The organism is Enterococcus sp. MSG3299, assembly GCF_050555765.1.
GTDB classification, from domain to species: domain Bacteria; phylum Bacillota; class Bacilli; order Lactobacillales; family Enterococcaceae; genus Enterococcus; species Enterococcus faecalis.
This window is the reverse complement of sequence record NZ_CP187869.1, coordinates 1,654,890-1,676,670: the sequence shown is the minus strand read 5'-3', so window position 1 is coordinate 1,676,670 and position 21,781 is coordinate 1,654,890. Positions and strand designations below refer to the sequence as shown.

The 21,781-nt window shown below is 36.4% G+C and carries 22 protein-coding genes; 15 read left to right on the top strand and 7 right to left on the bottom strand.

Annotated features, from left to right (window positions below; translation table 11 throughout):
* Positions 1–102: 102 nt before the first annotated feature.
* The 10 genes from IGL23_RS08240 to IGL23_RS08195 all read left to right on the top strand — a co-directional run bounded on the left by IGL23_RS08240 (position 103) and on the right by IGL23_RS08195 (position 10,599).
* Positions 103–981 carry a YitT family protein gene (locus tag IGL23_RS08240; protein ID WP_002357090.1) on the top strand — a complete coding sequence of 293 codons (879 nt, stop codon included), beginning with the start codon at positions 103–105 and terminating at the stop codon, positions 979–981.
* A gap of 418 nt (positions 982–1,399) precedes the next feature.
* Positions 1,400–2,437, top strand: coding sequence for a sugar-binding transcriptional regulator (locus IGL23_RS08235; protein WP_002357092.1), 1,038 nt, complete (start codon positions 1,400–1,402; stop codon positions 2,435–2,437).
* A 39-nt stretch (positions 2,438–2,476) separates the two neighbouring features.
* On the top strand, positions 2,477–3,478 hold the full coding sequence (gap, locus tag IGL23_RS08230; protein WP_002357093.1) for a type I glyceraldehyde-3-phosphate dehydrogenase: 1,002 nt from the start codon (positions 2,477–2,479) through the stop codon (positions 3,476–3,478).
* Positions 3,479–3,604: 126 nt separating this feature from the next.
* The gene (locus tag IGL23_RS08225; protein ID WP_002357094.1) at positions 3,605–4,798 is read left to right on the top strand and encodes a phosphoglycerate kinase; all 1,194 of its coding nucleotides are present in this window, start codon (positions 3,605–3,607) and stop codon (positions 4,796–4,798) included.
* A 48-nt stretch (positions 4,799–4,846) separates the two neighbouring features.
* Entirely contained in the window at positions 4,847–5,602 is a 756-nt protein-coding gene (tpiA, locus tag IGL23_RS08220) for a triose-phosphate isomerase (protein WP_002360035.1), read from the top strand.
* 131 nt (positions 5,603–5,733) lie between these two features.
* Positions 5,734–7,032 (top strand): phosphopyruvate hydratase, encoded by a 1,299-nt coding sequence (gene eno, locus IGL23_RS08215; RefSeq protein ID WP_002357098.1) that lies wholly within the window; start codon positions 5,734–5,736, stop codon positions 7,030–7,032.
* A gap of 353 nt (positions 7,033–7,385) precedes the next feature.
* Positions 7,386–8,210 (top strand): toll/interleukin-1 receptor domain-containing protein, encoded by an 825-nt coding sequence (locus IGL23_RS08210; protein WP_002360036.1) that lies wholly within the window; start codon positions 7,386–7,388, stop codon positions 8,208–8,210.
* Between the two features lie 16 nt (positions 8,211–8,226).
* Positions 8,227–9,594: a deoxyguanosinetriphosphate triphosphohydrolase gene (locus IGL23_RS08205; RefSeq protein WP_033595508.1), complete on the top strand. Its 1,368-nt coding sequence runs from the start codon at positions 8,227–8,229 to the stop codon at positions 9,592–9,594.
* A 211-nt stretch (positions 9,595–9,805) separates the two neighbouring features.
* Positions 9,806–10,021, top strand: coding sequence for a hypothetical protein (locus tag IGL23_RS08200; protein ID WP_002357102.1), 216 nt, complete (start codon positions 9,806–9,808; stop codon positions 10,019–10,021).
* A 227-nt stretch (positions 10,022–10,248) separates the two neighbouring features.
* Entirely contained in the window at positions 10,249–10,599 is a 351-nt protein-coding gene (locus tag IGL23_RS08195; protein WP_033595506.1) for a DUF2200 domain-containing protein, read from the top strand.
* Between the two features lie 61 nt (positions 10,600–10,660).
* Here IGL23_RS08195 and IGL23_RS08190 read toward each other — a convergent pair whose 3' ends face one another.
* Together IGL23_RS08190 and IGL23_RS08185 are read right to left on the bottom strand one after the other, a co-directional pair.
* On the bottom strand, positions 10,661–11,074 hold the full coding sequence (locus IGL23_RS08190; protein ID WP_104869630.1) for an iron chaperone: 414 nt from the start codon (positions 11,072–11,074) through the stop codon (positions 10,661–10,663).
* A 150-nt stretch (positions 11,075–11,224) separates the two neighbouring features.
* On the bottom strand, positions 11,225–11,374 hold the full coding sequence (locus IGL23_RS08185; protein ID WP_002357118.1) for a hypothetical protein: 150 nt from the start codon (positions 11,372–11,374) through the stop codon (positions 11,225–11,227).
* A 208-nt stretch (positions 11,375–11,582) separates the two neighbouring features.
* Between IGL23_RS08185 and IGL23_RS08180 the strand changes: the two genes are divergently transcribed.
* A complete protein-coding gene (locus IGL23_RS08180) occupies positions 11,583–13,418 on the top strand; it encodes an LTA synthase family protein (RefSeq protein ID WP_033595497.1) in 1,836 nt (611 codons plus the stop codon).
* 180 nt (positions 13,419–13,598) lie between these two features.
* On the opposite strand, the gene IGL23_RS08175 is transcribed toward IGL23_RS08180, so the two are convergent.
* From IGL23_RS08175 to IGL23_RS08165, 3 genes are all read right to left on the bottom strand, one after another.
* Entirely contained in the window at positions 13,599–14,780 is a 1,182-nt protein-coding gene (locus IGL23_RS08175) for a multidrug effflux MFS transporter (RefSeq protein WP_002365813.1), read from the bottom strand.
* A 109-nt stretch (positions 14,781–14,889) separates the two neighbouring features.
* Positions 14,890–15,285: a DUF3224 domain-containing protein gene (locus IGL23_RS08170; protein WP_002362038.1), complete on the bottom strand. Its 396-nt coding sequence runs from the start codon at positions 15,283–15,285 to the stop codon at positions 14,890–14,892.
* A gap of 71 nt (positions 15,286–15,356) precedes the next feature.
* Positions 15,357–16,022, bottom strand: coding sequence for a cyclic nucleotide-binding domain-containing protein (locus tag IGL23_RS08165; protein ID WP_033595445.1), 666 nt, complete (start codon positions 16,020–16,022; stop codon positions 15,357–15,359).
* An 88-nt stretch (positions 16,023–16,110) separates the two neighbouring features.
* Here IGL23_RS08165 and IGL23_RS08160 point away from each other — a divergent pair, with 88 nt between their 5' ends.
* The 4 genes from IGL23_RS08160 to IGL23_RS08145 all read left to right on the top strand — a co-directional run bounded on the left by IGL23_RS08160 (position 16,111) and on the right by IGL23_RS08145 (position 20,900).
* Entirely contained in the window at positions 16,111–16,761 is a 651-nt protein-coding gene (locus tag IGL23_RS08160; RefSeq protein ID WP_033595443.1) for a YczE/YyaS/YitT family protein, read from the top strand.
* A gap of 317 nt (positions 16,762–17,078) precedes the next feature.
* Complete coding sequence (locus IGL23_RS08155) at positions 17,079–19,784, top strand: cation-translocating P-type ATPase (protein ID WP_002377094.1); 2,706 nt, start codon at positions 17,079–17,081, stop codon at positions 19,782–19,784.
* Between the two features lie 69 nt (positions 19,785–19,853).
* Complete coding sequence (locus IGL23_RS08150) at positions 19,854–20,390, top strand: GNAT family N-acetyltransferase (RefSeq protein WP_033595441.1); 537 nt, start codon at positions 19,854–19,856, stop codon at positions 20,388–20,390.
* Between the two features lie 69 nt (positions 20,391–20,459).
* Positions 20,460–20,900, top strand: a complete 441-nt coding sequence (locus tag IGL23_RS08145) for a hypothetical protein (protein ID WP_002385841.1) — start codon at positions 20,460–20,462, stop codon at positions 20,898–20,900.
* Positions 20,901–21,141: 241 nt separating this feature from the next.
* Here the strand turns inward: IGL23_RS08145 and IGL23_RS08140 are convergent, their stop codons facing one another.
* Together IGL23_RS08140 and IGL23_RS08135 are read right to left on the bottom strand one after the other, a co-directional pair.
* Positions 21,142–21,303, bottom strand: coding sequence for a hypothetical protein (locus tag IGL23_RS08140; protein ID WP_002357133.1), 162 nt, complete (start codon positions 21,301–21,303; stop codon positions 21,142–21,144).
* A 33-nt stretch (positions 21,304–21,336) separates the two neighbouring features.
* Positions 21,337–21,693: a hypothetical protein gene (locus IGL23_RS08135; protein ID WP_033595439.1), complete on the bottom strand. Its 357-nt coding sequence runs from the start codon at positions 21,691–21,693 to the stop codon at positions 21,337–21,339.
* Positions 21,694–21,781 lie beyond the last annotated feature (88 nt).

The following is a 21,781-nucleotide window of genomic DNA, read 5'->3' as shown; positions in this document are numbered from 1 at the left end:
CTTCCGTAATTATTATAGGAATCTCTTTTTTTCTCTCGGTAAACCACGTATAATATGAAAAGAAATGTAATTTATTGAAAACCTGAAACGAGGCTATTATTTATGAAAAAAATTTATGACGGACTGCCAGTTCATGACTATACAACAAAATTTTCTGTGTCGATTGTCTATGCTATTCTTGCATCAATTGCCATGAACTTTTTCTATCAACCAGGAAATATTTATTCCAGTGGCTTAACAGGCTTGGCCCAAATTTTAACAACCCTCTCAACAAAAATTGTGGGTTTTAATGTGCCTGTCTCTATTACATTGTATCTGTTAAATGTGCCGTTATTCTTTATTGCGTGGAAGAAAATAGGTAAGAAGTTTACAATTTTTACTTTCATTACCGTGACTTTAACTTCATTATTTATGCATATTGTTCCGCAAACGGTGATGACCCAAGATCCAATTATCTGTGCTATTTTTGGTGGGGCGATTTCTGGATCAGGAATTGGTTTTGTCTTAAAAAACGGGGTTTCTTCTGGGGGCTTAGATATTCTAAGCATTACCATTCGGAAAAAAACGGGGCGTTCAGTTGGCTCGATTTCAATTTATTTTAACGCACTAATTGTCTTCGTTGCAGGTTATTTATTTGGCTGGCAGTACATGTTCTACAGTGCGTTATCAATTTTTGTAAGTGGGAAGGTCACAGATGCTGTTTATACTAAGCAAAAGAAAATGCAAGTTATGATTGTCACTAAAAACCCAGATCGAGTCGTGGATGAGATTCAAAAGAAAATGCGCCGTGGTATTACAATTATTCATGAAGCGGAAGGGGCATATCGCCACGACCGCCAAACTGTTTTGCTAACTATTGTGACACGCTTTGAGTTGCCAAGTTTAGAAGCAGCCATGAAAGAAAGTGATCCGAATGCCTTTGTCAGCATCTCAGATAATGTTAAAATTTTAGGACGTTTTTACGAAGAAGATTACAAATAAAAGGGTATGAAGCAACGAGAGAATGGCTGTGTCTATTCCTTCGTTGCTTTTTTGAAAAATAAGTAAAAAATGCTTTGTGAGAGGACCTGAAATTCCCATTTAAACAAGAAGTTAATTGAAAGACGTTCGTGAATTCCTTTGCTTTTGGTTTAATTAGATCTAATTATTCGGAAATAAGTCGCTATTGTTTCCCACAAACGAATGCTTTGTTTGGATTTGAAAGAAAACGATGAAAAAAGAATCATTTTTATTGAAAAGACCTAAAAAAACTGGTACACTAAGTGTGTAATTGATAAGTACTTTTAATACTGTTATGAATAAATAGTAGGAAAAACGAACATCAATTCTATTTTTTTAAAGTTCATAGGTCGTTTTCAGTCTTACTTGGACATATTTCGACCCGCAAAAGGAGCGCATCATGTTAAAAGAATTTAAAATGATTGAAGCAGTTGCTCCAGATATGCTCGATGTATTACAAGAAAGATTCCAAATTCTTCGCAATATTTATTGGATGCAACCTATTGGACGTAGAAGTTTATCAGAAACGATGGGAATTACAGAGCGAGTCTTGCGTACAGAAACAGATGTTTTGAAGCAGCTCAACCTGATTGAACCTTCAAAAAGCGGAATGACATTAACAGAACGCGGTTTGGAAGTCTATCAAGGCTTAGAATTAGTCATGAATCAATTGCTTGGCATGCACCAAATCGAAAAAGAAATGACACAGTACTTTGGCATTCAACGTTGTATCGTTGTTGCAGGAGATAGTGATATTCAAAAGAAAGTTCTTTCGGACTTTGGAGATGTCTTAACCAATACGCTGAATTTACTCTTACCAAATGGTGAGAATACAATTGCGGTTATGGGTGGGACAACAATGGCCATGGTGGCCGAAAATATGGGATCACTAGAAACTGAAAAACGTCATAATTTGTTTGTTCCAGCCAGAGGAGGGATTGGTGAAGCAGTTTCTGTCCAAGCCAATTCAATTAGTGCTGTAATGGCCAACAAAACGGGTGGTAACTACCGGGCGTTATATGTCCCAGAACAATTGAGTCGTGAAACGTATAATAGTTTATTACAAGAACCCTCGATTCAAGAAGTTCTTACGTTAATTAGTCATGCCAACTGTGTGGTGCACAGTATTGGTCGAGCGTTGCACATGGCGGCACGCCGAAAAATGTCTGATGACGAAATGGTTATGCTCAAACAAAAAAATGCCGTGGCAGAATCGTTTGGTTATTTCTTTGATGAAGAAGGAAAAGTGGTCTATAAAATTCCACGAATTGGCCTTCAATTAAAAAACTTACAAGAAATTCCCTATGTCGTCGCAATTGCGGGCGGCAAAACGAAAGCCAAAGCCATTCGCGCATATATGAAAAATGCACCAAAACAAACGTGGCTCATCACAGATGAAGCTGCCGCAAACGAGATTTTAAAAGGGGTAACCCTTTAAAATAAAAAATTTTTGATTTTCATAAGGAGGAAATCTTTAATGACAGTTAAAGTAGGTATTAATGGATTTGGACGTATCGGACGCTTAGCTTTCCGTCGTATCCAAGATGTAGAAGGAATCGAAGTAGTTGCAATCAACGACTTAACAGATGCTAAAATGTTAGCACACTTGTTAAAATATGACACAACTCAAGGCCGTTTCAACGGTACAGTTGAAGTTCACGAAGGTTCATTCAACGTTAACGGCAAAGAAATCAAAGTTTTAGCTAACCGTAACCCTGAAGAATTACCATGGGGCGAATTAGGCGTAGACATCGTTTTAGAATGTACTGGTTTCTTTACTTCTAAAGAAGCTGCTGAAAAACATTTAACTGCTGGTGCAAAACGTGTAGTTATTTCAGCTCCTGGTGGTAACGATGTACCAACAATCGTTTACAACACAAACCATGAAACATTAACTGGAGAAGAAACTGTAATTTCAGGCGCTTCTTGTACTACAAACTGCTTAGCTCCAATGGCTAAAGCTTTACATGACAACTTTGGTGTTGTTGAAGGTTTAATGACAACTATCCACGCTTACACAGGTGACCAAATGACATTAGACGGACCACATCCTAAAGGCGACTTCCGTCGTGCGCGCGCTGCTGCTGCAAACATCGTACCTAACTCAACTGGTGCTGCTAAAGCAATCGGCTTAGTAATCCCAGAATTGAACGGTAAATTAGATGGCGCTGCTCAACGTGTTCCTGTAGCAACTGGTTCATTAACTGAATTAGTTACTGTATTAGACAAAGAAGTTACTGTTGATGAAGTGAATGCAGTAATGGAAAAAGCTGCTAACGAATCTTATGGTTATAACACAGACGAAATCGTTTCTTCTGATATCGTAGGTATGACTTACGGTTCATTATTCGATGCAACTCAAACAAAAGTTATGACAGTTGGCGACAAACAATTAGTTAAAACTGTTGCTTGGTATGACAACGAAATGTCATACACTGCTCAATTAGTTCGTACTTTAGAATACTTCGCTAACTTATAAGATTCATTCTTATCATTAGTGAAATTTGAACAATTGTGAAATAATAAGCGGGGAAGCAACGCGCTTCTCCGCTTTCTTTTTTTAAAAAAGAAAAATCCTAAAATTGACAATACAGGAGGTCTACTCATGGCTAAAAAGACAATTAAAGATGTAGATTTAAAAGACAAAAAAGTCCTTGTCCGTGTTGACTTTAACGTTCCGTTAAAAGATGGCGTGATCACAAACGATAATCGTATCGTAGCGGCTTTACCAACAATCAAATACGTGATTGAAAATGGCGGAAAAGCAATTCTTTTCTCTCATTTAGGTCGTGTAAAAACAGAAGAAGACAAAGCTGGCAAATCATTAAAACCAGTGGCTGAACGTTTAAGCGAATTACTAGGTCAACCAGTTACTTTTGTTCCAGAAACACGTGGTAAAGAATTAGAAGACGCTGTTAACAATATGAAAGACGGCGACGTTTTAGTATTTGAAAACACTCGTTTTGAAGATGTTGACGGCAAAAAAGAAAGCGGCAATGACGCTGAATTGGGTAAATACTGGGCTTCTTTAGGCGATGTATTTGTCAATGATGCTTTTGGTACTGCACACCGTGCACATGCCTCAAACGTTGGAATTGCTTCAACTGGTATCCCAACAGTTGCTGGTTTCTTAATGGAAAAAGAAATTAAATTCATCGGCGAAGCTGTTGAAAATCCAAAACGTCCATTCGTAGCAATCTTGGGTGGCGCAAAAGTTTCTGACAAAATCGCTGTCATTGAAAACCTAATTGAAAAAGCCGACAAAATTTTAATCGGTGGCGGTATGGCTTACACATTCATGAAAGCACAAGGCTATAGTGTTGGTTTATCTTTACTTGAAGAAGATAAAGTGGACTTAGCGAAAAGCTTAATGGAAAAAGCTGGCGACAAATTAGTTTTACCGGTTGATACAGTTGTCTCTAAAGAGTTCAGCAATGACGCTCCTTTCCACACGGTTCCTTCAACTGAAATCCCAGATGATGAAGAAGGCTTGGATATTGGTGAAAAAACAATTGAATTATTTGCTAACGAATTACAAGGTGCGAAAACAGTTGTTTGGAATGGACCAATGGGCGTATTTGAAATGAGTAACTTTGCCAAAGGAACAATTGGTGTTTGTGAAGCGATTGCTAATTTAGAAGACGCAACAACAATCATCGGTGGCGGGGACTCTGCTGCTGCAGCAATTCAATTAGGCTACGAAAACAAATTCTCTCACATCTCAACAGGTGGCGGAGCAAGTTTAGAATTATTAGAAGGCAAAACTTTACCAGGTTTAGCTTCTATTAACGATAAATAATCAGTTTAAAAGACAATATTTTTAAAAAAAGAAAAGGATGTGCTTTTCATGCGCAAACCAATTATCGCTGGTAACTGGAAAATGAACAAAACTTTAAGCGAAGCACAAAGCTTTGCAGAAGCAGTAAAAAATGCTGTTCCATCAAACGACGTTGTTGACGCTGTGATTGGATCTCCAGCATTATTCTTAGCTCCTTTAGCTTGGAACCTAAAAGATTCTGAAGTGAAATTAGCTGCACAAAACTGCTACTGGGAAAACGCTGGTGCCTTCACTGGTGAAAACTCACCAGCTGCAATTGCAGATTTAGGTGTAGACTATGTGATTATCGGACACTCTGAACGTCGCGAATATTTCCACGAAACAGATGAAGATATCAATAAAAAAGCCAAAGCAATCTTTGCAAATGGTATGACACCAATCTTCTGTTGTGGTGAAACTTTAGAAACGTATGAAGCTGGTAAAACAGCGGAATGGATCGAAGGTCAAATCACTAACGGCTTAGTTGGTTTATCAAACGAACAAGTTGCTTCAATGGTTATCGCTTACGAACCAATCTGGGCAATCGGAACTGGTAAATCTGCAGATGCTAATATTGCAGATGAAATCTGTGGTGTTGTTCGTTCAACAGTTGAAAAATTATACGGCAAAGAAGTTTCTGAAGCTGTTCGTATTCAATACGGTGGTTCTGTTAAACCAGAAAACATCGCTGAATATATGGCAAAAGAAAACGTTGACGGTGCTTTAGTCGGCGGCGCAAGCTTAGAAGCAGATTCATTCTTAGCTTTATTAGATGCTGTAAAATAAGAAATCACTAACGGTAACGTTTTCTCAATGACTTTTGCAAAAAAATGTTTGCATAGTTTGCGAGAATTAACTACAATCATACATGAGGGAATCCCCTTAGTATAAATACAAACTCAAAGGAGAGACAAAACATGTCAATTATTACTGATATTTACGCACGCGAAGTCTTAGACTCACGCGGTAACCCAACAATCGAAGTAGAAGTTTACACTGAAAGCGGAGCTTTCGGCCGTGGAATGGTTCCTTCAGGAGCTTCAACTGGTGAATACGAAGCAGTTGAATTACGTGATGGCGACAAAGCTCGTTACTTAGGTAAAGGTGTTACTAAAGCTGTAGATAACGTAAACAACATCATTGCTGAAGCAATCATCGGTTACGATGTACGCGATCAAATGGCTATCGATAAAGCAATGATCGATTTAGATGGAACTCCTAACAAAGGTAAATTAGGTGCTAACGCTATTCTTGGTGTGTCTATCGCCGTAGCTCGTGCTGCTGCTGATTACCTAGAAGTGCCTTTATATCACTACTTAGGCGGATTCAATACAAAAGTATTACCAACTCCAATGATGAACATCATCAACGGTGGATCACATGCTGACAACAGTATTGACTTCCAAGAATTCATGATCATGCCTGTAGGTGCGCCTACATTCAAAGAAGCTTTACGTATGGGTGCAGAAGTATTCCACGCATTAGCTTCAATCTTAAAAGGTCGCGGTTTAGCTACTTCAGTAGGTGACGAAGGTGGTTTCGCTCCTAACTTAGGTTCAAACGAAGAAGGTTTCGAAGTAATCATCGAAGCTATCGAAAAAGCTGGCTATGTTCCTGGTAAAGACGTTGTTCTTGCTATGGATGCTGCTTCTTCAGAATTCTACGACAAAGAAAAAGGCGTTTACGTTTTAGCTGACTCAGGCGAAGGCGAAAAAACAACTGAAGAAATGATCGCGTTCTACGAAGAATTAGTTTCTAAATACCCAATCATTTCAATCGAAGACGGCTTAGACGAAAACGACTGGGACGGATTCAAAAAATTAACTGAAGTATTAGGCGACAAAGTTCAATTAGTTGGTGACGATTTATTCGTAACAAACACAACTAAATTAGCTGAAGGTATCGAAAAAGGTATCGCTAACTCAATCCTAATCAAAGTTAACCAAATCGGTACTTTAACTGAAACATTTGAAGCAATCGAAATGGCTAAAGAAGCTGGCTACACTGCAGTTGTATCTCACCGTTCTGGTGAAACAGAAGATTCAACAATCTCTGATATCGCTGTTGCAACAAACGCTGGCCAAATCAAAACTGGTTCATTAAGCCGTACTGACCGTATTGCTAAATACAATCAATTATTACGTATTGAAGATCAATTAGGCGATGTAGCTGAATACAAAGGCTTAAAATCTTTCTACAACTTAAAAAACAAATAATTCATTTAATGAATAACGCTTAAAGGGACAATTGGTTAATGAACCAATTCTCCTTATACTCGGACGTAAAAACACGCCTTTCTGTAAAGAAAGGCGTGTTTTTTTATATTTATAAAAATATTGAAAAAAATAGATTAGAAATAACTTCAACCGTACATCGCTCTATAATCACTTGTTTAAAAATAACAAAACATTAACAAAACAACATTATATAAAAATTTAATAAAACAAAATAATTGTTATTTTATAATTTTAGTATTGACTGGTTTCAGATAACGCTGTACGCTTAAAGAAATAGTATAGAATTTCACAAAAAAATGAAAACACAAATTTAACTTGGAGGATGTTGAGTAGTGAGCAATGGGAAAAAGATTTTTATTAGTCATAGTTCAAAGGATCAAGAATATGTGGATGCGTTTATCCAATTATTGAAAAAGTTTGGGTTTCGAACACAGGATATTTTTTATAGTTCCACTATTGAAACAGGTGTACAGCCAGGAGAATTAATTTTTGACACGATTAAAAGGGAGCTAACTAATCAACCTGTCATGCTGTATTTTTTATCTGATCATTATTATCAGAGTATTCCATGTTTAAACGAAATGGGTGCTTCTTGGATGCTATCAGATAAACACTATCCAATTGCGTTAAATAATTTTTCTATGAAAGATATGAAAGGTGTTATTAGTAGTGAGCGTTTGGCGATTGCGTTTAATGATAAGACAAGTACTAATGAAATAAACTGCTTATTAAAAAAGTTATCTCATGACACAGATGTACAAGCTGAGCCAGATTTTGAACTAAACGTTGAAAAAAATATTCAGCCATTCCAAAATAAACTGACACAACTGATTCGGCAAGCAAGTTATTTAAAACCTGATGAAAAGGGATATTTTGAAACGACTCTTAGCACTCATCGTCCTGTGTATGGCACAGCAAAAGGGGTGTATGACTGTTTTAAATTACCTAGCTTAATTGAGCCTAAAAGTTTAGGTTTAGACACGCTATCAGAGGATGAAAGCCATTGGCTATTCTTTTTTCTTACGTGGGGAACTTTTCAAGAAGGCGAAAAAGTGCGGTTTAAATTGAAAAAGGATAAGGCGTATAACAATCGGGAATTTAGTGATATTGGTAAATGTAAAAATATTTACGTCTCTTATTTAGAGAAGGTAGAGTAATTGGAGGAGGTAATAAATGAAAATGAATTGGCGTCAGTTGGTTGGTACATATCGTATTTCTGATAATGGTAAACAATATCAAAATGACTGGTTAAATAAGCAAGTTGATTTAGCCACAGAACTTCGTAAATCTTTTGATAGTGACTATCGTAGAGTAAGAGTAATTAAAAGTGATGCATTTAGACGTTTACAAGACAAAACACAAGTCTTTCCTTTAGAACGTAATGATTTTGTAAGAACGCGTTTAACACATAGCTTAGAAGTAGCAATGCATAGCAGGGATATACTTAGATTAGTTATTTCACAGTTGAACGAACGAAACATTGAGGTTATGGAATTATCAGAATGCTATCGGTTGTTAGAAACAGCTGCATTAATCCATGATATCGGCAATCCCCCTTTTGGACATTTTGGGGAAGAAGCCATTCGTATTTGGTTTGAAAAAAATGGTCCTTTGTATGCTTGTTGGTCTGATTTTTCGGAGCAACAACAAAATGATTTTCTTAACTTTGAAGGCAACGCTCAAACCATCCGACTTTTAACAAAACTGCATCATGATAATGGGACTTCTAAAGCAGGAATGAAACTAACCGCCACGACATTAGACACAGTTATCAAATATACGGCATCTTCAGATCAATTAAATAAGCAACAGCTTTTGTCTAAAAAAGTTGGCTATTTTTACTCGGAAAAACAAGTCTTTAACGCCATTAAATTTGCGACAGGAACACAAAATAAGCGACACCCATTAGTCTTTTTGCTAGAAGCCTCAGATGATATCGCCTATACTTTTTCAGATATCGAAGATGCCTATAATTATGGTTTATACAGCTATCAAGATTTAAAGCAGTTTGTTGATGCGCAAACAGGAACAAAAAAATTTTTAATGTTAGAAAAAGATAAAACAGAAGAAGCTACCTTACAAGAATTTTTGAGAAAGACACAAAGAGCTGTTTGTCAAAGCGTAGCGAAAAATTTTGCTAATCATTATGACTTAATTATGAGAGGTATCTATCATAATGAAATTATCATTGAAGATTGTGATGAAGTGAAATGCTTTCAGGCATTAAAAAACTTTTCTAGAGCCTATGTTTTTCAAACAAAAACAATTTTGGATCAAGAGGTATTGGGCTTCAATATCATCAATCGTTTACTAGATGAATTTGTTCCAGTCGTACTAAAATACGAAAAAGTTTCCATGAATAAGTATGAGGAGCGAATCTTTAATAATATTTCGGAAAGCGCGAAAGCGTTGTATAGAAGAGAAGCAAAGAACGCTACAGAAGCAGAAAAAGACTATTATCGTTTGAAAATGGCGGTGGACTTTGTATGTAATATGACGGATGGATATGCCAAAAAAGTTTATGATACATTATTCACTTAAAATTTGAGAAAAAGCTTCTCAGCGGTTGCCGCCGCTGAAGAAAACTAGTTCATTGCACAGGCTGATCGTTTCAGTAAAAATTTTAAAGATGCTAGTAATTTCACTGAAAATCGGGTACACTAAAATTAGCTAGTGTAACTAGCAAAAAAGGCAACTGGAATAGATAGGTTGTGCTGTCTATGAAGGGCTTTGTTTGTCAGGTGGTGCTGACATGCAAAGTGCCTTTTTTCTTTTTCTCAACATTTTAAGGACAAAAAACGATTGCAACATGTCACAATCGCTAACCTCGGAGAAAAAGGAATTTTTCTCCAATGGCCATTTCGATAACCTGTTGTGTGTTTCGAAACATTCAGAACGGTGGTGCGTTCTTTCAGTGCCTAATTATCCAATTCGTTTCTTGTTCCTCTATTTACAGTATACTGAATGAAAGCCTATTCTGCAATGATAGAATCAGGTTCCTGTGATTAAATAACATAAAAAATGGGCTCCTTATATAAAGAAAAATAACAAAAGAAATTTTTACTAGAAGAGTCAATTTTACTGCTTTTTAAATTTTTTGCGGCACTTATTCTTTTAACATGGTATTAAAGTTTAAATTTAAGAGAAGTATAGTATAATGAGAAGGAGTTATTTTTTCAGAAAGTAGGAAAACCAATGACAAAACCGAAAATCTATACAATGACCTTTGCCAGTGTTTACCCGCTATACATCCAAAAAGCAGAACGTAAAAATCGAACGCAAGCGGAGGTTGACGAAATTATTTACTGGTTAACTGGTTATGATGAAAAAGGCTTGCAACAACAATTGGCTCAAAAAGTAACGATGGAAATATTTTTTGAAGAAGCACCCAATTTTAATGAAAACGCCCAATTGATCAAAGGCGTAATTTGTGGCTATCGCGTGGAAGAAATTGAAGATCCTTTAATGCAAAAAATCCGTTACCTAGATAAATTAATCGACGAGTTGGCCAAGGGAAAAGCGATGGAAAAAATTTTAAGAACATGAAGAGGTCGGGACAGAAGTGTTTAACTCCGAGAAATAAGAAGGAATTTCCGAAAATTGTTCTTTAATTTTTGGAGAATTTCGGCTTATTTCCGAAGGAGTTGCTTCTGTTCCCGCCGTTTATTAGTTTTTGTCCCACGCTCTTCATGTTTTCTTGTACACGGAATTTAACTATTTCCTGTATTAATGAAAGAGGTAACTCTTGCGTGTAGGGAAATTGAATGGCACCTTTCGAGGTTCTAAAAGGGCGTAATTCTTTGCTGAAACGTTGGATTGCTGATGGCGTAGGATAGAAACCTAAATGTTGCTTGGCCGCCGCAAAATGCACTAAATTGCCATTTAAGTAAAAGGTCGGCATTCCATAAGCGATTTTTTCAGTAGTCTCCTGAGGAACAACCGCTAAAATTGCTTGGTAGATTTCTGTTAACTGTGTTTGATGTTGGGGTTGCTGGCGAATATAGTTTGCAATGATGGTCATATAAAAACACCTCCGTTTGTTTCAGTATACTATGTAAAAAATAAAAGGCGAAGAAGATACAAAAAAACCGTCTAGTATTTTTTCTTTACTAAACGGCTTTTAGCTTAAATAACTACCTAAAGGGTCTTGCATGGAAATGTTTGTCACTCCTTAGTTTAATTGTTTTAAGTGTGCAATTGCTTCTTCAATTGTGTGACCAGTTGCTGTTTTACTTTCATTTTTTGCATCAAAAACAATAAAAATATTTTTGTCTGTGTCTAATTGAATACGGTATTGAATGTTTTTTACTTTGTAAGTCATAGTTATTCTCCTTTCATAAAGTACTCTAAAAAGGCGACGATAACTGATAACGAAATTCCATTGTTACTATACCACTGGAAAATTATTTTTGCAACAAATAACATTTTTTCTTTACCATTCCTTAGACTTCTTTGCTAGCTACTTCTTTACATTCTTTTTCAAGAAGCATAAAATAAATACATTACTAGTTTTTGAATAGGAGATCGATGTGAAAAAGAGAGTTGAGAAATTTAGACGATGGCCCTACCGCTACCTTTTGTATGGAATCGGGTTCATCTTATTAATTATTTTTAGTAATTTATATTTGCAATGGTGTCAGAATAACTTGTCTATTGATTTAGCCTTCAAGTTTGCTTTTTCGTGGCATACGGAAAAGTTTTTCTTAGGTTGTTTTGTGCTAAGCGTTTTTTTACTTTTTTTATGTAGTTTGGCAGGTTCATTAGGAGTTGGCGCTCTTTTATATAGTGTCATAATAGGTGTTTTAGGATTTGCGGACTATCAAAAGATGTTTTATCGTGTCGAACCTATTTACCCAGACGACTTAAAAATGATCACAGAAGTTAGTTTATTAAAAGAAATGGTTGGTTTATGGCCGTTTATTTTTGTGGTAGCGTTAGGTTGTGTAGCACTTTTTTTCTTAGGAAAAGCCTTTTATAAAAGTTTCTTTTTATCGAAGAAAAAACAAACGATTCGTGTGTTAAGTCTTGTTCTTTCGATTGGTCTATTTTCATATATTGGTGATTTTAACAATCCGCAAAATTTGTTACGTAAAGCCTATAATAAAACCGCGTTATGGATTCCTTACAGCCAAAAAATGAATTACTACAATACAGGATTTATTGGTGGTTTTCTATATAATTTAAAAGTAGAGGCTATGGACCAACCAAAGGGTTATTCAAAAGAAGCTATTTCAGAAATTACTCAGAAATATCAAAAGTTGGCCGAGGCGAAAACAGTGCCGAGCAATGAGCAACCAAATATTGTGTTTGTCATGAGTGAAAGTTTTTCAAATCCAGATCATCTGAAAGGTTTGTCCATTATTGGTAATCCTTTAGCTGATTATCAGCAAATCGCTGATAAAACTTACAGTGGCCAGATGCTTTCACAAAACTACGGGGGCGGAACTGCGAATATTGAATTTGAAGCCCTAACAAGTTTTTCGATGGAATTAATGAATGCCCAAATGACTACACCTTATACAATGATGATTCCTAAGATGACGGAATTGCCTTCCATTGTTTCATTACTTAAGGAACAAAAGTACCAAACAACGGCTATTCATCCGTACAATACATCTATGTATAAACGAAAAGATGTGTATAAAATTTTAGGTTTTGATCAATTTATCAATGAAAAAACAATGAACTATACGGATAAACTAGAAAATAATCCTTACATTTCAGATCAAGCAGCGTATCAGGAAGTGACGACACTGCTTAAAGAAAAAGAGCAACCGCAATTCATTCATTTAGTTACTATGCAAACACATATGCCCTATGAAAATAAATACACAACGTCCAATTATTTTTCTCAAGGAAACGGCAATCAAGTCGCGCTCAATAATTACTTGCAAGATATTGCCTACAGTAGCGAAGCTTTGAAAAATTTCCTACAAGAAATCGAAAAAATGCCCAAACGCACATTAGTCGTTTTTTGGGGAGATCACTTACCAAGTATTTATGATGAAAACATTCAAGCGTTGAATGAAGGGGCAGCCCTTCACCAGACAGAATTTCTAATGTATGATACGGCGAACCAGTTAACAGAAAAAAATCAGCATCAAGCTACCATTAGTCCATTTTATTTTGCTCCCTCACTTTTCCAACAAAGTGGCTTACCGCAATCGGGATTTTACGCTATGCTAAATGAGGTACAAGAACAATTGCCTGCTTTTGAAAAGGGGAATTACTATCTCGGTGGGGAATGGAAAAAAACAGTAGAAATGAATAAAAAGCAAGAACAACTATATGAGGAATACCGACTGATTCAATATGACATTGTTTCAGGGAAGCAATATAGTTTAGAAAATCAATTTTTTAGCTAAAAAGAGCCTGGGACAAAAATCACTTTGGATTTTTGTCCCAGGCTCAAAACCTGATAAACGGCGGGAACAGAACCAACTCCTTCGGAAATAAGCCGAAATTCTCCAAAAATTAAAGAGCAATTTTCGGAAATTTCTTCTTATTTCTCGGAGCTAAACGGTTCTGTCCCGACCTCTTGAGTTTTATTTTAAAGTTTTACGATAAACAATGACATAATAGCTGAAAGCTAACAGACAAGCAAAACTTAAAAAGTAAAGCGGTAAGACCCAAATGGTACCATTGTGAAAGTAACTAATCAAATAGGTAAAGAAACTAACAAACAAGTAATAGACAAAACTAAAAATCCCACTGGCAGTACCAATTACAGATTCATAGCCTTTTAAGGCCATACTTAAGGCATTGGGCAAAGTAATATTAATCCCTAAGAAAAAGAGAAAAATAAACAAAATAAGACCAATGATTGTTTCAAATTGTGTCATTATTAATAAACAGCAAGCCGCAAAGATACTTAGCAGCAAACCAGCAAAGGCAATTTTTTCCGCTGACCAATATCCTAGCAACCAATTGATAAGAACCGCAGCAAGAATACTAGACACAGCTAAAACTAAACCAAGAAAGCCATATTGGACACTGCTAAAGCCAAAGTGATTGATGAAAATAAACGGAGCTTCTGCATAGTAGCTAAACAATAAACCATTAATGCCCCCAATCAATAAGCCGTAGCACCAAACTTTCGAGTCGAAGGAAAGGCGTTTCGCCACGGACCAAAAAGGCGCTTTCGTTAAGGTATTTCCTAAGTGAAAGGTTTCTGGTAAACGATAAAAACTATAGAAAAGTAATAGAACAGCCATGACAATTAAGGTGCTAAAGACATGCTGATAGCCAAAATAGGTTTGAACAAGTCCGCCGACTAAGGGTCCGATGGCAGGAGATAGCGATAGGGCAGCGCTTGTTTGAGCAAAAATTTTCCCTCTTTGAAGATCGTTAAAGCTTTCCCGCATCATCGATTGAGTAATAACAGAACCAACGCTTGCACCAAATGCTTGAATTAAACGGAAGAATAACAGCCAAGGAAATGTCGGACTCAAAAAAAGGCCAATATTTCCAATTAAATAGCATAAAATTCCTAATAGCATAGCTGGGCGACGTCCAATCGTATCGGATAGAATTCCCCAGAATAAAACGCCAACGGCAAAGGCAACAAAATAAATACTCATGGTTAATTGTGCCACGCTATCGTGAATGTTAAAAGCAGAACTCAGCGCTGGTAAAATAGGTGTGAAAATCGACTCGCTGATTTGTGGAAATCCCACAAGCAAAATAATAATTAGTAATGATGGGACGGTGTTTCGGGTGTTTTTCATGATTTTTCTCCTTAAAAGTTTAATCTAATCAAAAACACCCATTGTCTTTTACAACCGCCAAATTTAAAATAAGTAAAATAATGTCACCAACTTTCCTTGAAATTTTTTATTATACAAAGTCTAAATGAAGAAGCGCTTCTTCTTGACTAAATTCATAAGTGTAGCGACCAGATAAACCGGCAAGCTCACCTGATGCTTGAAATAGTTCACCTGGGCAGTCTAAAAGACCCTGTGTAAACGTCCCTTTTTCGCAAGCAGTAAAGGTGCCTTTTTTTCCTAAATAAGTTCCTTCGAAATGTAGGAAACCGACCACTTGAGCCACAGCTTCAAGCCCATCAGCCATTGAAGAGCCTTGATAAGTCATTAAGTATTCCACAGAAGCTGTCCCAGATAAGGCGCCTGACAATTGATAAGTAGCGCTCGCTTGATTCACTGGGAAATTTTCATTAAGATTGTCAATCGGTTGTTCTTGCCAACTAGATACAGTAAATGATGCTTGCTCCATTGCTGTCCCTTCTTTCTTATTAATAAGAATAGGGTAGCGGGAAGCGCACTATTTGTCAACAATCCACCACTTTAACTCTTCTTTTTTTGTACAAAAGAATGTAACGCTAAGCGGTTGATGTGATAAGCAGTTCCTTGTTTTTGAATAAAGCCGCGCTCTCGAAATTGTTTGAAAGTATAAATAAGATGGCGATAACTAACCCCTAAGTATTCGGCAATCTCAGTATGTTTTTCTTTATAAACATCTTCGTGATTAGCGGCAACCAATAGCAATTCCGCTAGCCGATAACTTAGTTCATAGGTTTGATTCGTTGTAAAGTGGTCCACCCGTTGGAGCATTTTTTTCCCTAGATAATGGCTGAGTTGCTGCATAAAAAGTACCTTGTTTTTTAAAACAGTTTCTGCGTAAGCTAAAGGTACAGCCAAACAACAGGTTTCACCTAAGGCGATAACGTCTTTGGTTATCGTTTCCGCTTGAACTAATGTTAAATCGCCAATTAAATCACCTGTCGTTAAAAACTGAACAATGGATTGGCGGCCATTGCGTTCTGTTTTTAAAATTTTCGCTTTTCCTTTGATTAAATAAAAAAGATAATTTAATGGCTCTGCTTGGTGATGAATGAATTCTTGATTTTCAAAATCGATAATAAAACTGTGTTTTAAATCAGTTTCATTAAAAAAAGGCGTATTTTTAGCTAATTCTTGTTTCGGTGATTGTTGGTAGGATGTTTTAAGCATTTTTTCTCCTTATAATAGGAGATATCTCCTATTTGTTTCTTCTATTGTAGCACATAATAGACGTATCAAGAGTAGAGGAGTTTTTATAATGTGGAAGAAAAAAATTGTGCTATCGTTTCTTTTTTATTTAATTAGTGCATTGGGCATCAGTTTGACAATTCAAGCAGGCATCGGGGTTAGCAGTTTTAATGCGTTTAATGTGACCTTTGCAACACTTACTCATTTAAAAGTCGGGACGGTTACTACGGCTGTCAATTTCGCTTTTTTAGGAACATGTTGGTTGTTAGATCAGCAACGTAAAATTCAGGACTATTTGATTATTTTGGTGGCGTTAATTGGCTTTGGTTTTGTCATTAATTTTTTCTTATATCAATTATTTGGTTCGCTTGTTTTTCAAAATTATTTGGTTAAAATTGTTCTATTTATTTTAGGGACAATCATAGCAGGAATCGGGACAGGACAGGTAGTTGCGCTAGGTGTTTTGCAATTTCCTATTGAAAAATTTTGTACACTTATTTCTGAAAGAACGCGCTATAGTTTTCAAGTTTATCGTTATTTTGTTGATATTTTTTGTGTCAGTTTGGCACTAGGATTGTCCATTAGTTATCATTTGCCGATTTTTGTTCGTGAAGGAACCGTGATTAGTCTTTTCTTACTTTCTTGGGTTATTAGTTGGTCGAGAAAGCGGGGACAACAACGTATTTTACGAATACAAATCAAGAAACTGGAATCCGAATGAAAGGATTTCAGTTTTTTTCAAATGAGCAGAACTTTTATTTGAAAAAAAGAGTGGAAAACGGTATACTAATTAAGTAATTATTCATAACATTGGTTCTCCAATCAATGTTAAATAGTTTTTTCATGAGGGAGTAACTGACAGTATTTATGCTGTGACAACATCACCAACTCCGAAAGCAATTTCTGGTGTTGTCTTAAACGGTGAGACTTATGTATGTTCGACGAAGTAGCATACACAAGTCTATTTTTTTTCATTTATTTTTGATGAAATGTAAAATAGTACTTGGAGGATGCTGCAAAAAATAGAGGAGGAAGAACATGTCAGAAGAAAAGAAAACACAATTGTCTGAAGCGTTTTACGCACAAGACGACACAGTTGTTTTGGAGAAAATGAACACAACAACTGATGGATTAAGTGCACAGGAGGCTCAAAAGCGTTTAGAAACGTACGGGGAAAATGTGCTAGATGAAGGGAAGAAAAAATCACTTGCCGTGAAATTCTTTGAGCAATTCAAAGATTTTATGATTATTGTTTTATTAGCGGCAGCGGTCATTTCAGCCGTCTTTTCCCATGATGTGGTAGACTCGATTATCATCTTAGTGGTTGTTATCTTGAATGCCATCTTTGGGGTCATCCAAGAAGCCAAAGCGGAACAAGCCATTGAAGCATTAAAAGAAATGTCTTCACCAAATGCTAATGTTCGCCGTGATGGACACGTCATTACTGTTAAAAGTGATGAATTAGTGCCAGGTGACATTGTTTTATTAGAAGCAGGGGATGTCGTTCCAGCCGATTTACGTTTATTGGAAGCGAATAGCTTAAAAATTGAAGAAGCAGCGTTAACCGGTGAATCTGTTCCAGTTGAAAAAGAAGTAACCATCTTAGAGGGAACCGATATTGGTATCGGTGACCGAATCAATATGGCTTATTCCAATAGTAATGTGACGTATGGACGTGGTCTTGGCGTTGTGGTTGGCACAGGAATGAATACAGAAGTCGGTAAAATTGCTGGCATGCTAGCAAGCGAACAAGAAACGGAAACGCCTTTAAAACAAAACTTAAACCAATTGGGTAAAATGTTAACAATTGCCATTTTAGTCATTGCAGCGGTGATGTTTGTGGTAGGAATGATGAATGGTCGTTCATGGATTGACATGTTATTAACGTCAATTTCGTTAGCTGTAGCGGCAATTCCAGAAGGATTACCAGCGATTGTCACGATTATTTTGGCTTTAGGTACCCAAAAAATGGCCAAGAAAAATGCGATTGTCCGTAAGTTACCAGCCGTTGAAACATTAGGAAGTACAGATATTATCTGTTCAGATAAAACAGGTACGCTAACCTTAAATCAAATGACCGTTGAAGCGTTGTATACAGATGGTCAAGTTTTATCTGCTTCCACAGAAATCCCTGCCGATAATATGGCTCTAAAAATCATGAACTTTACGAATGATACAAAAATCGCTCAAGATGGTTCATTAATTGGTGACCCAACAGAAACTGCCTTAGTACAATTTGGTTTAGATCATGCGTTTAACGTAACCGAAAAAGTAGCAGCTGAACCTCGTGTGGCAGAGATTCCTTTTGACTCTGATCGTAAATTAATGACTACTGTTCATGAATTAAAAACAGGTGGCTTCCTAGTTTCTGTCAAAGGTGCACCAGATGAATTATTGAAACGTTGTACAGAAATCTTATCAAATGGAGAAACAAGTCCATTAGATGAAACAAAACGTCAAGAAATTTTGAAAACCAACACCTCATTAGCAAAACAAGCCTTACGTGTTTTAGGAATGGCTTATAAATATGTTGAGACGATTCCAGCCGAAATGAGTTCTGAACTTGTGGAAAAAGATTTAACATTTGCTGGTTTAGTCGGTATGATTGACCCAGAAAGAAAAGAAGCTGCAGATGCTGTAAAAGTCGCGAAAGAAGCGGGTATTCGTCCAATTATGATTACGGGTGACCACCGTGATACAGCAGAAGCAATTGCGGCACGTTTAGGCATCATCAAAGAAGGCGACGACGATGCCGTCATTACAGGCGCTGAATTAAATGAATTGTCAGATGAAAAATTCGCACAAGTCGTGGGACACTACTCTGTCTATGCTCGTGTTTCACCAGAACACAAGGTTCGGATTGTTAAAGCGTGGCAACAAGAAGGAAAAGTGGTTGCGATGACTGGTGATGGCGTAAATGATGCCCCAGCCTTAAAAGCTGCTGACATCGGGATTGGTATGGGAATTACCGGAACAGAAGTATCAAAAGGTGCTTCAGATATGGTCCTTGCCGATGATAACTTTTCAACAATTATTGTAGCAGTAGAAGAAGGACGTAAAGTCTTCTCAAATATCCAAAAAACGATTCAATATTTACTTTCAGCTAACTTAGGGGAAGTATTAACCTTGTTTATTGCAACAATGCTCAATTGGGATACCTTGTTACCTGTTCACTTATTGTGGATTAACTTAGTAACGGATACTTTCCCAGCGATTGCGTTAGGTGTGGAACCCGCAGAACGTGATGTGATGAGCCATGAACCTCGTGGTAAAAAATCGAACTTCTTCTCTGGCGGCGTTTTAAGCAGTGTTGTTTATCAAGGGATTACGCAAGGGGCATTGACTTTGATTGTGTACAAAATGTCAATTATGTTCCCAGCACATACCGCAGCTAACACAAACTTATCGGCGCAAGCGTTGTATGATTTACAACACGGCGATGCTTTAACCATGGCCTTCGCTACTTTGGGATTAATTCAATTGTTCCATGCCTTTAATGTGAAGTCGATTTATCAATCAATTTTCAAAGTTGGCTTATTCCGCAACAAATCATTTAACTATGGGATTCTTGTTTCGTTCTTGCTATTAGCTGCAACGATTGTTATTCCAGGATTTAATGATTTATTCAGCGTCACACATTTAGATGCATATCAATGGGCAATTGTAGCAGGTACTTCTTTTGCTATCATCCCAATTGTGGAAATTGTGAAGTTCTTCCAACGTAAAGCAGGTAAAGGTGCTTAATAAATAAGAAAAGAAAATTGGCTGGTACTTAAACCAGTCAATTTTTCTTTATGTAAGGAGTAAAAGGGCTTGAAACGGAAAATTATTTTCGAAACACAACGACTTATTGTCAGAGAATGGCAGTCGGAAGATGAAGTGGAATTGAAAAAATTTTTGCAAGATGAAAATGTGATGTATGCCTATGAACACGCTTTTTCTGATGAAGAGGTTGCAAACTGGCTAAAGTGGAACTTACAGTCCTATCAAGAATACGGCTACGGCTTATGGGCGTTAGAGAAGAAACGAACAGGCGAAGTCATCGGCGAGTGTGGTCTCACCAATCAATTAGTAAAAGGTAAGAGCTATCCAGAAATTGGTTATCATTTATGTGTGAAAGAATGGCACAAAGGGTATGCGATTGAAGCTGCCGCAGCAACAAAGCAATACGCATTCGATGTATTAAATTTTCCAGAAGTTATTTCAACGATTCGTGATACGAACTTAGCCTCTATAAATGTCGCTATTCGAAACCAGATGCTTGTTAGGGATCGATACATTAAAACATACCGTGGCAAAACGATGCCTCACTATGTTTTCTCTGTTAAAAATCAAAAGAATAAAGACTGAAAAAGTGCCACTTGTCAGATGGAATAGAAAAAGTGTAAAATGGAGTGAAAGAGAAAAGGGAAAAGAGGGATGGTTATGAGACCAAATTTAGGATTTTACGTTCAAACAATTAATGATATCGTTAAAACAACAGAAGATATTGGCGAAGTCATGAATCCATATTACGAAGAAGTTCGTCAAGCGATTGATAAGAATAAAGTGAATGATTTAACAGCCGAACGAATTGCAGAAATTCAAGCAAAATTTAAAGAAGGTACTGAAAAATATGAATTAATGCTCAAAAAAGTCGGAACATTAAAACCAACACCACAAGTACTTGGCATTCACAAAAAATTTCAACATGCTTATACAGAATATGTAGCAGGATGCAATGAAATGATTTTAGCAACAGATCCAGAAACAGGTATTGATGCAGATTTATTTAATGCTTCAGAGGAAAAGCAGGATCAAGCAACGGATGAATTAACCTTTGCCATTACGCGAATGAGCAACATTCTTTTGAAAAAATAAAAAACTAATAAAAATAACTAACAAATTTAATATTTTTTTCATGTCTTTTTTATGGACAAAAGAGAAAGTGTATTGTATTATTAATTCATACCAACAACAACCTTTTTATTTTTCATTTTACTCTTATTGAGTAAATACTCCTTTTCCATCGGCAAAACTGCCGGTGGTTTTTTTTGTTATTTTTTTATTTAATAATAAAACAACCTTTGATTTTATTAAAATCAAAGGTTGTTTTAGCTTGTTAATTTTCAACATTTCGCACATAATCATCAAAGTATTGAATTAACTCTTTCTTGATTTGTTGATAATCTGCTTCAGAATAGTTCTTTTCTTCTAGCGTACCATTAAAAAATGGCAAATTTAGTTCTTCTTTTAAACGTTCAATCACTTCTTCTTGCTTCATAAGGACCCCTTCTCAACGAATTGTTCTCTTCTATTATAGAACATTGTAGTCATCCGTCAATTGTTCAAAGGCAACTTTCATTTCCTCTAGACGTTCATTCAATTGATTGGTTTCATCTTCTTCATTGAAAAAATGTTGTTTTAATTCAAAATAAAAATTTTCGAAGGCTTGGAAAAAAGGCTCAGACTTGTTGTTTTCAAGAGCAGGAACACTTGTGTAGAGAACACGAGCACTATGGTAGTAAGTGAAAACCTCGTTAATATTTAATAAAATACGCGCTTCTTCTGGGCGTGGTCGACTTGTAACTAAGTCATGTAAAGATAAACTTTTTGTATGGGTTTCAGATAAATAAAATAAAAATAGTTCCAATTGCTCTTTTGTTACAGACATGAAAACTCCTCCTCAAACAGTAGTAACATTTATTATAAATGAAAATGAAAGTGCTTGAAAAGCAATGCGCTCAGCAAAAATAATTATT

Coding starts and splice junctions, on each gene's coding strand:
- tpiA (WP_002360035.1), top strand. CDS start 4,847: ATGCGCAAACCAATTATCGCTGGTAACTGGAAAATGAACAAAACTTTA.
- IGL23_RS08200 (WP_002357102.1), top strand. CDS start 9,806: ATGCAAAGTGCCTTTTTTCTTTTTCTCAACATTTTAAGGACAAAAAAC.
- IGL23_RS08170 (WP_002362038.1), bottom strand. CDS start 15,285: ATGGAGCAAGCATCATTTACTGTATCTAGTTGGCAAGAACAACCGATT.
- IGL23_RS08145 (WP_002385841.1), top strand. CDS start 20,460: ATGGTTATGAGACCAAATTTAGGATTTTACGTTCAAACAATTAATGAT.
- IGL23_RS08140 (WP_002357133.1), bottom strand. CDS start 21,303: ATGAAGCAAGAAGAAGTGATTGAACGTTTAAAAGAAGAACTAAATTTG.
- IGL23_RS08225 (WP_002357094.1), top strand. CDS start 3,605: ATGGCTAAAAAGACAATTAAAGATGTAGATTTAAAAGACAAAAAAGTC.
- IGL23_RS08175 (WP_002365813.1), bottom strand. CDS start 14,780: ATGAAAAACACCCGAAACACCGTCCCATCATTACTAATTATTATTTTG.
- IGL23_RS08155 (WP_002377094.1), top strand. CDS start 17,079: ATGTCAGAAGAAAAGAAAACACAATTGTCTGAAGCGTTTTACGCACAA.
- IGL23_RS08240 (WP_002357090.1), top strand. CDS start 103: ATGAAAAAAATTTATGACGGACTGCCAGTTCATGACTATACAACAAAA.
- IGL23_RS08195 (WP_033595506.1), top strand. CDS start 10,249: ATGACAAAACCGAAAATCTATACAATGACCTTTGCCAGTGTTTACCCG.
- IGL23_RS08135 (WP_033595439.1), bottom strand. CDS start 21,693: ATGTCTGTAACAAAAGAGCAATTGGAACTATTTTTATTTTATTTATCT.
- IGL23_RS08165 (WP_033595445.1), bottom strand. CDS start 16,022: ATGCTTAAAACATCCTACCAACAATCACCGAAACAAGAATTAGCTAAA.
- eno (WP_002357098.1), top strand. CDS start 5,734: ATGTCAATTATTACTGATATTTACGCACGCGAAGTCTTAGACTCACGC.
- IGL23_RS08235 (WP_002357092.1), top strand. CDS start 1,400: ATGTTAAAAGAATTTAAAATGATTGAAGCAGTTGCTCCAGATATGCTC.
- gap (WP_002357093.1), top strand. CDS start 2,477: ATGACAGTTAAAGTAGGTATTAATGGATTTGGACGTATCGGACGCTTA.
- IGL23_RS08160 (WP_033595443.1), top strand. CDS start 16,111: ATGTGGAAGAAAAAAATTGTGCTATCGTTTCTTTTTTATTTAATTAGT.
- IGL23_RS08185 (WP_002357118.1), bottom strand. CDS start 11,374: ATGACTTACAAAGTAAAAAACATTCAATACCGTATTCAATTAGACACA.
- IGL23_RS08205 (WP_033595508.1), top strand. CDS start 8,227: ATGAAAATGAATTGGCGTCAGTTGGTTGGTACATATCGTATTTCTGAT.
- IGL23_RS08190 (WP_104869630.1), bottom strand. CDS start 11,074: ATGACCATCATTGCAAACTATATTCGCCAGCAACCCCAACATCAAACA.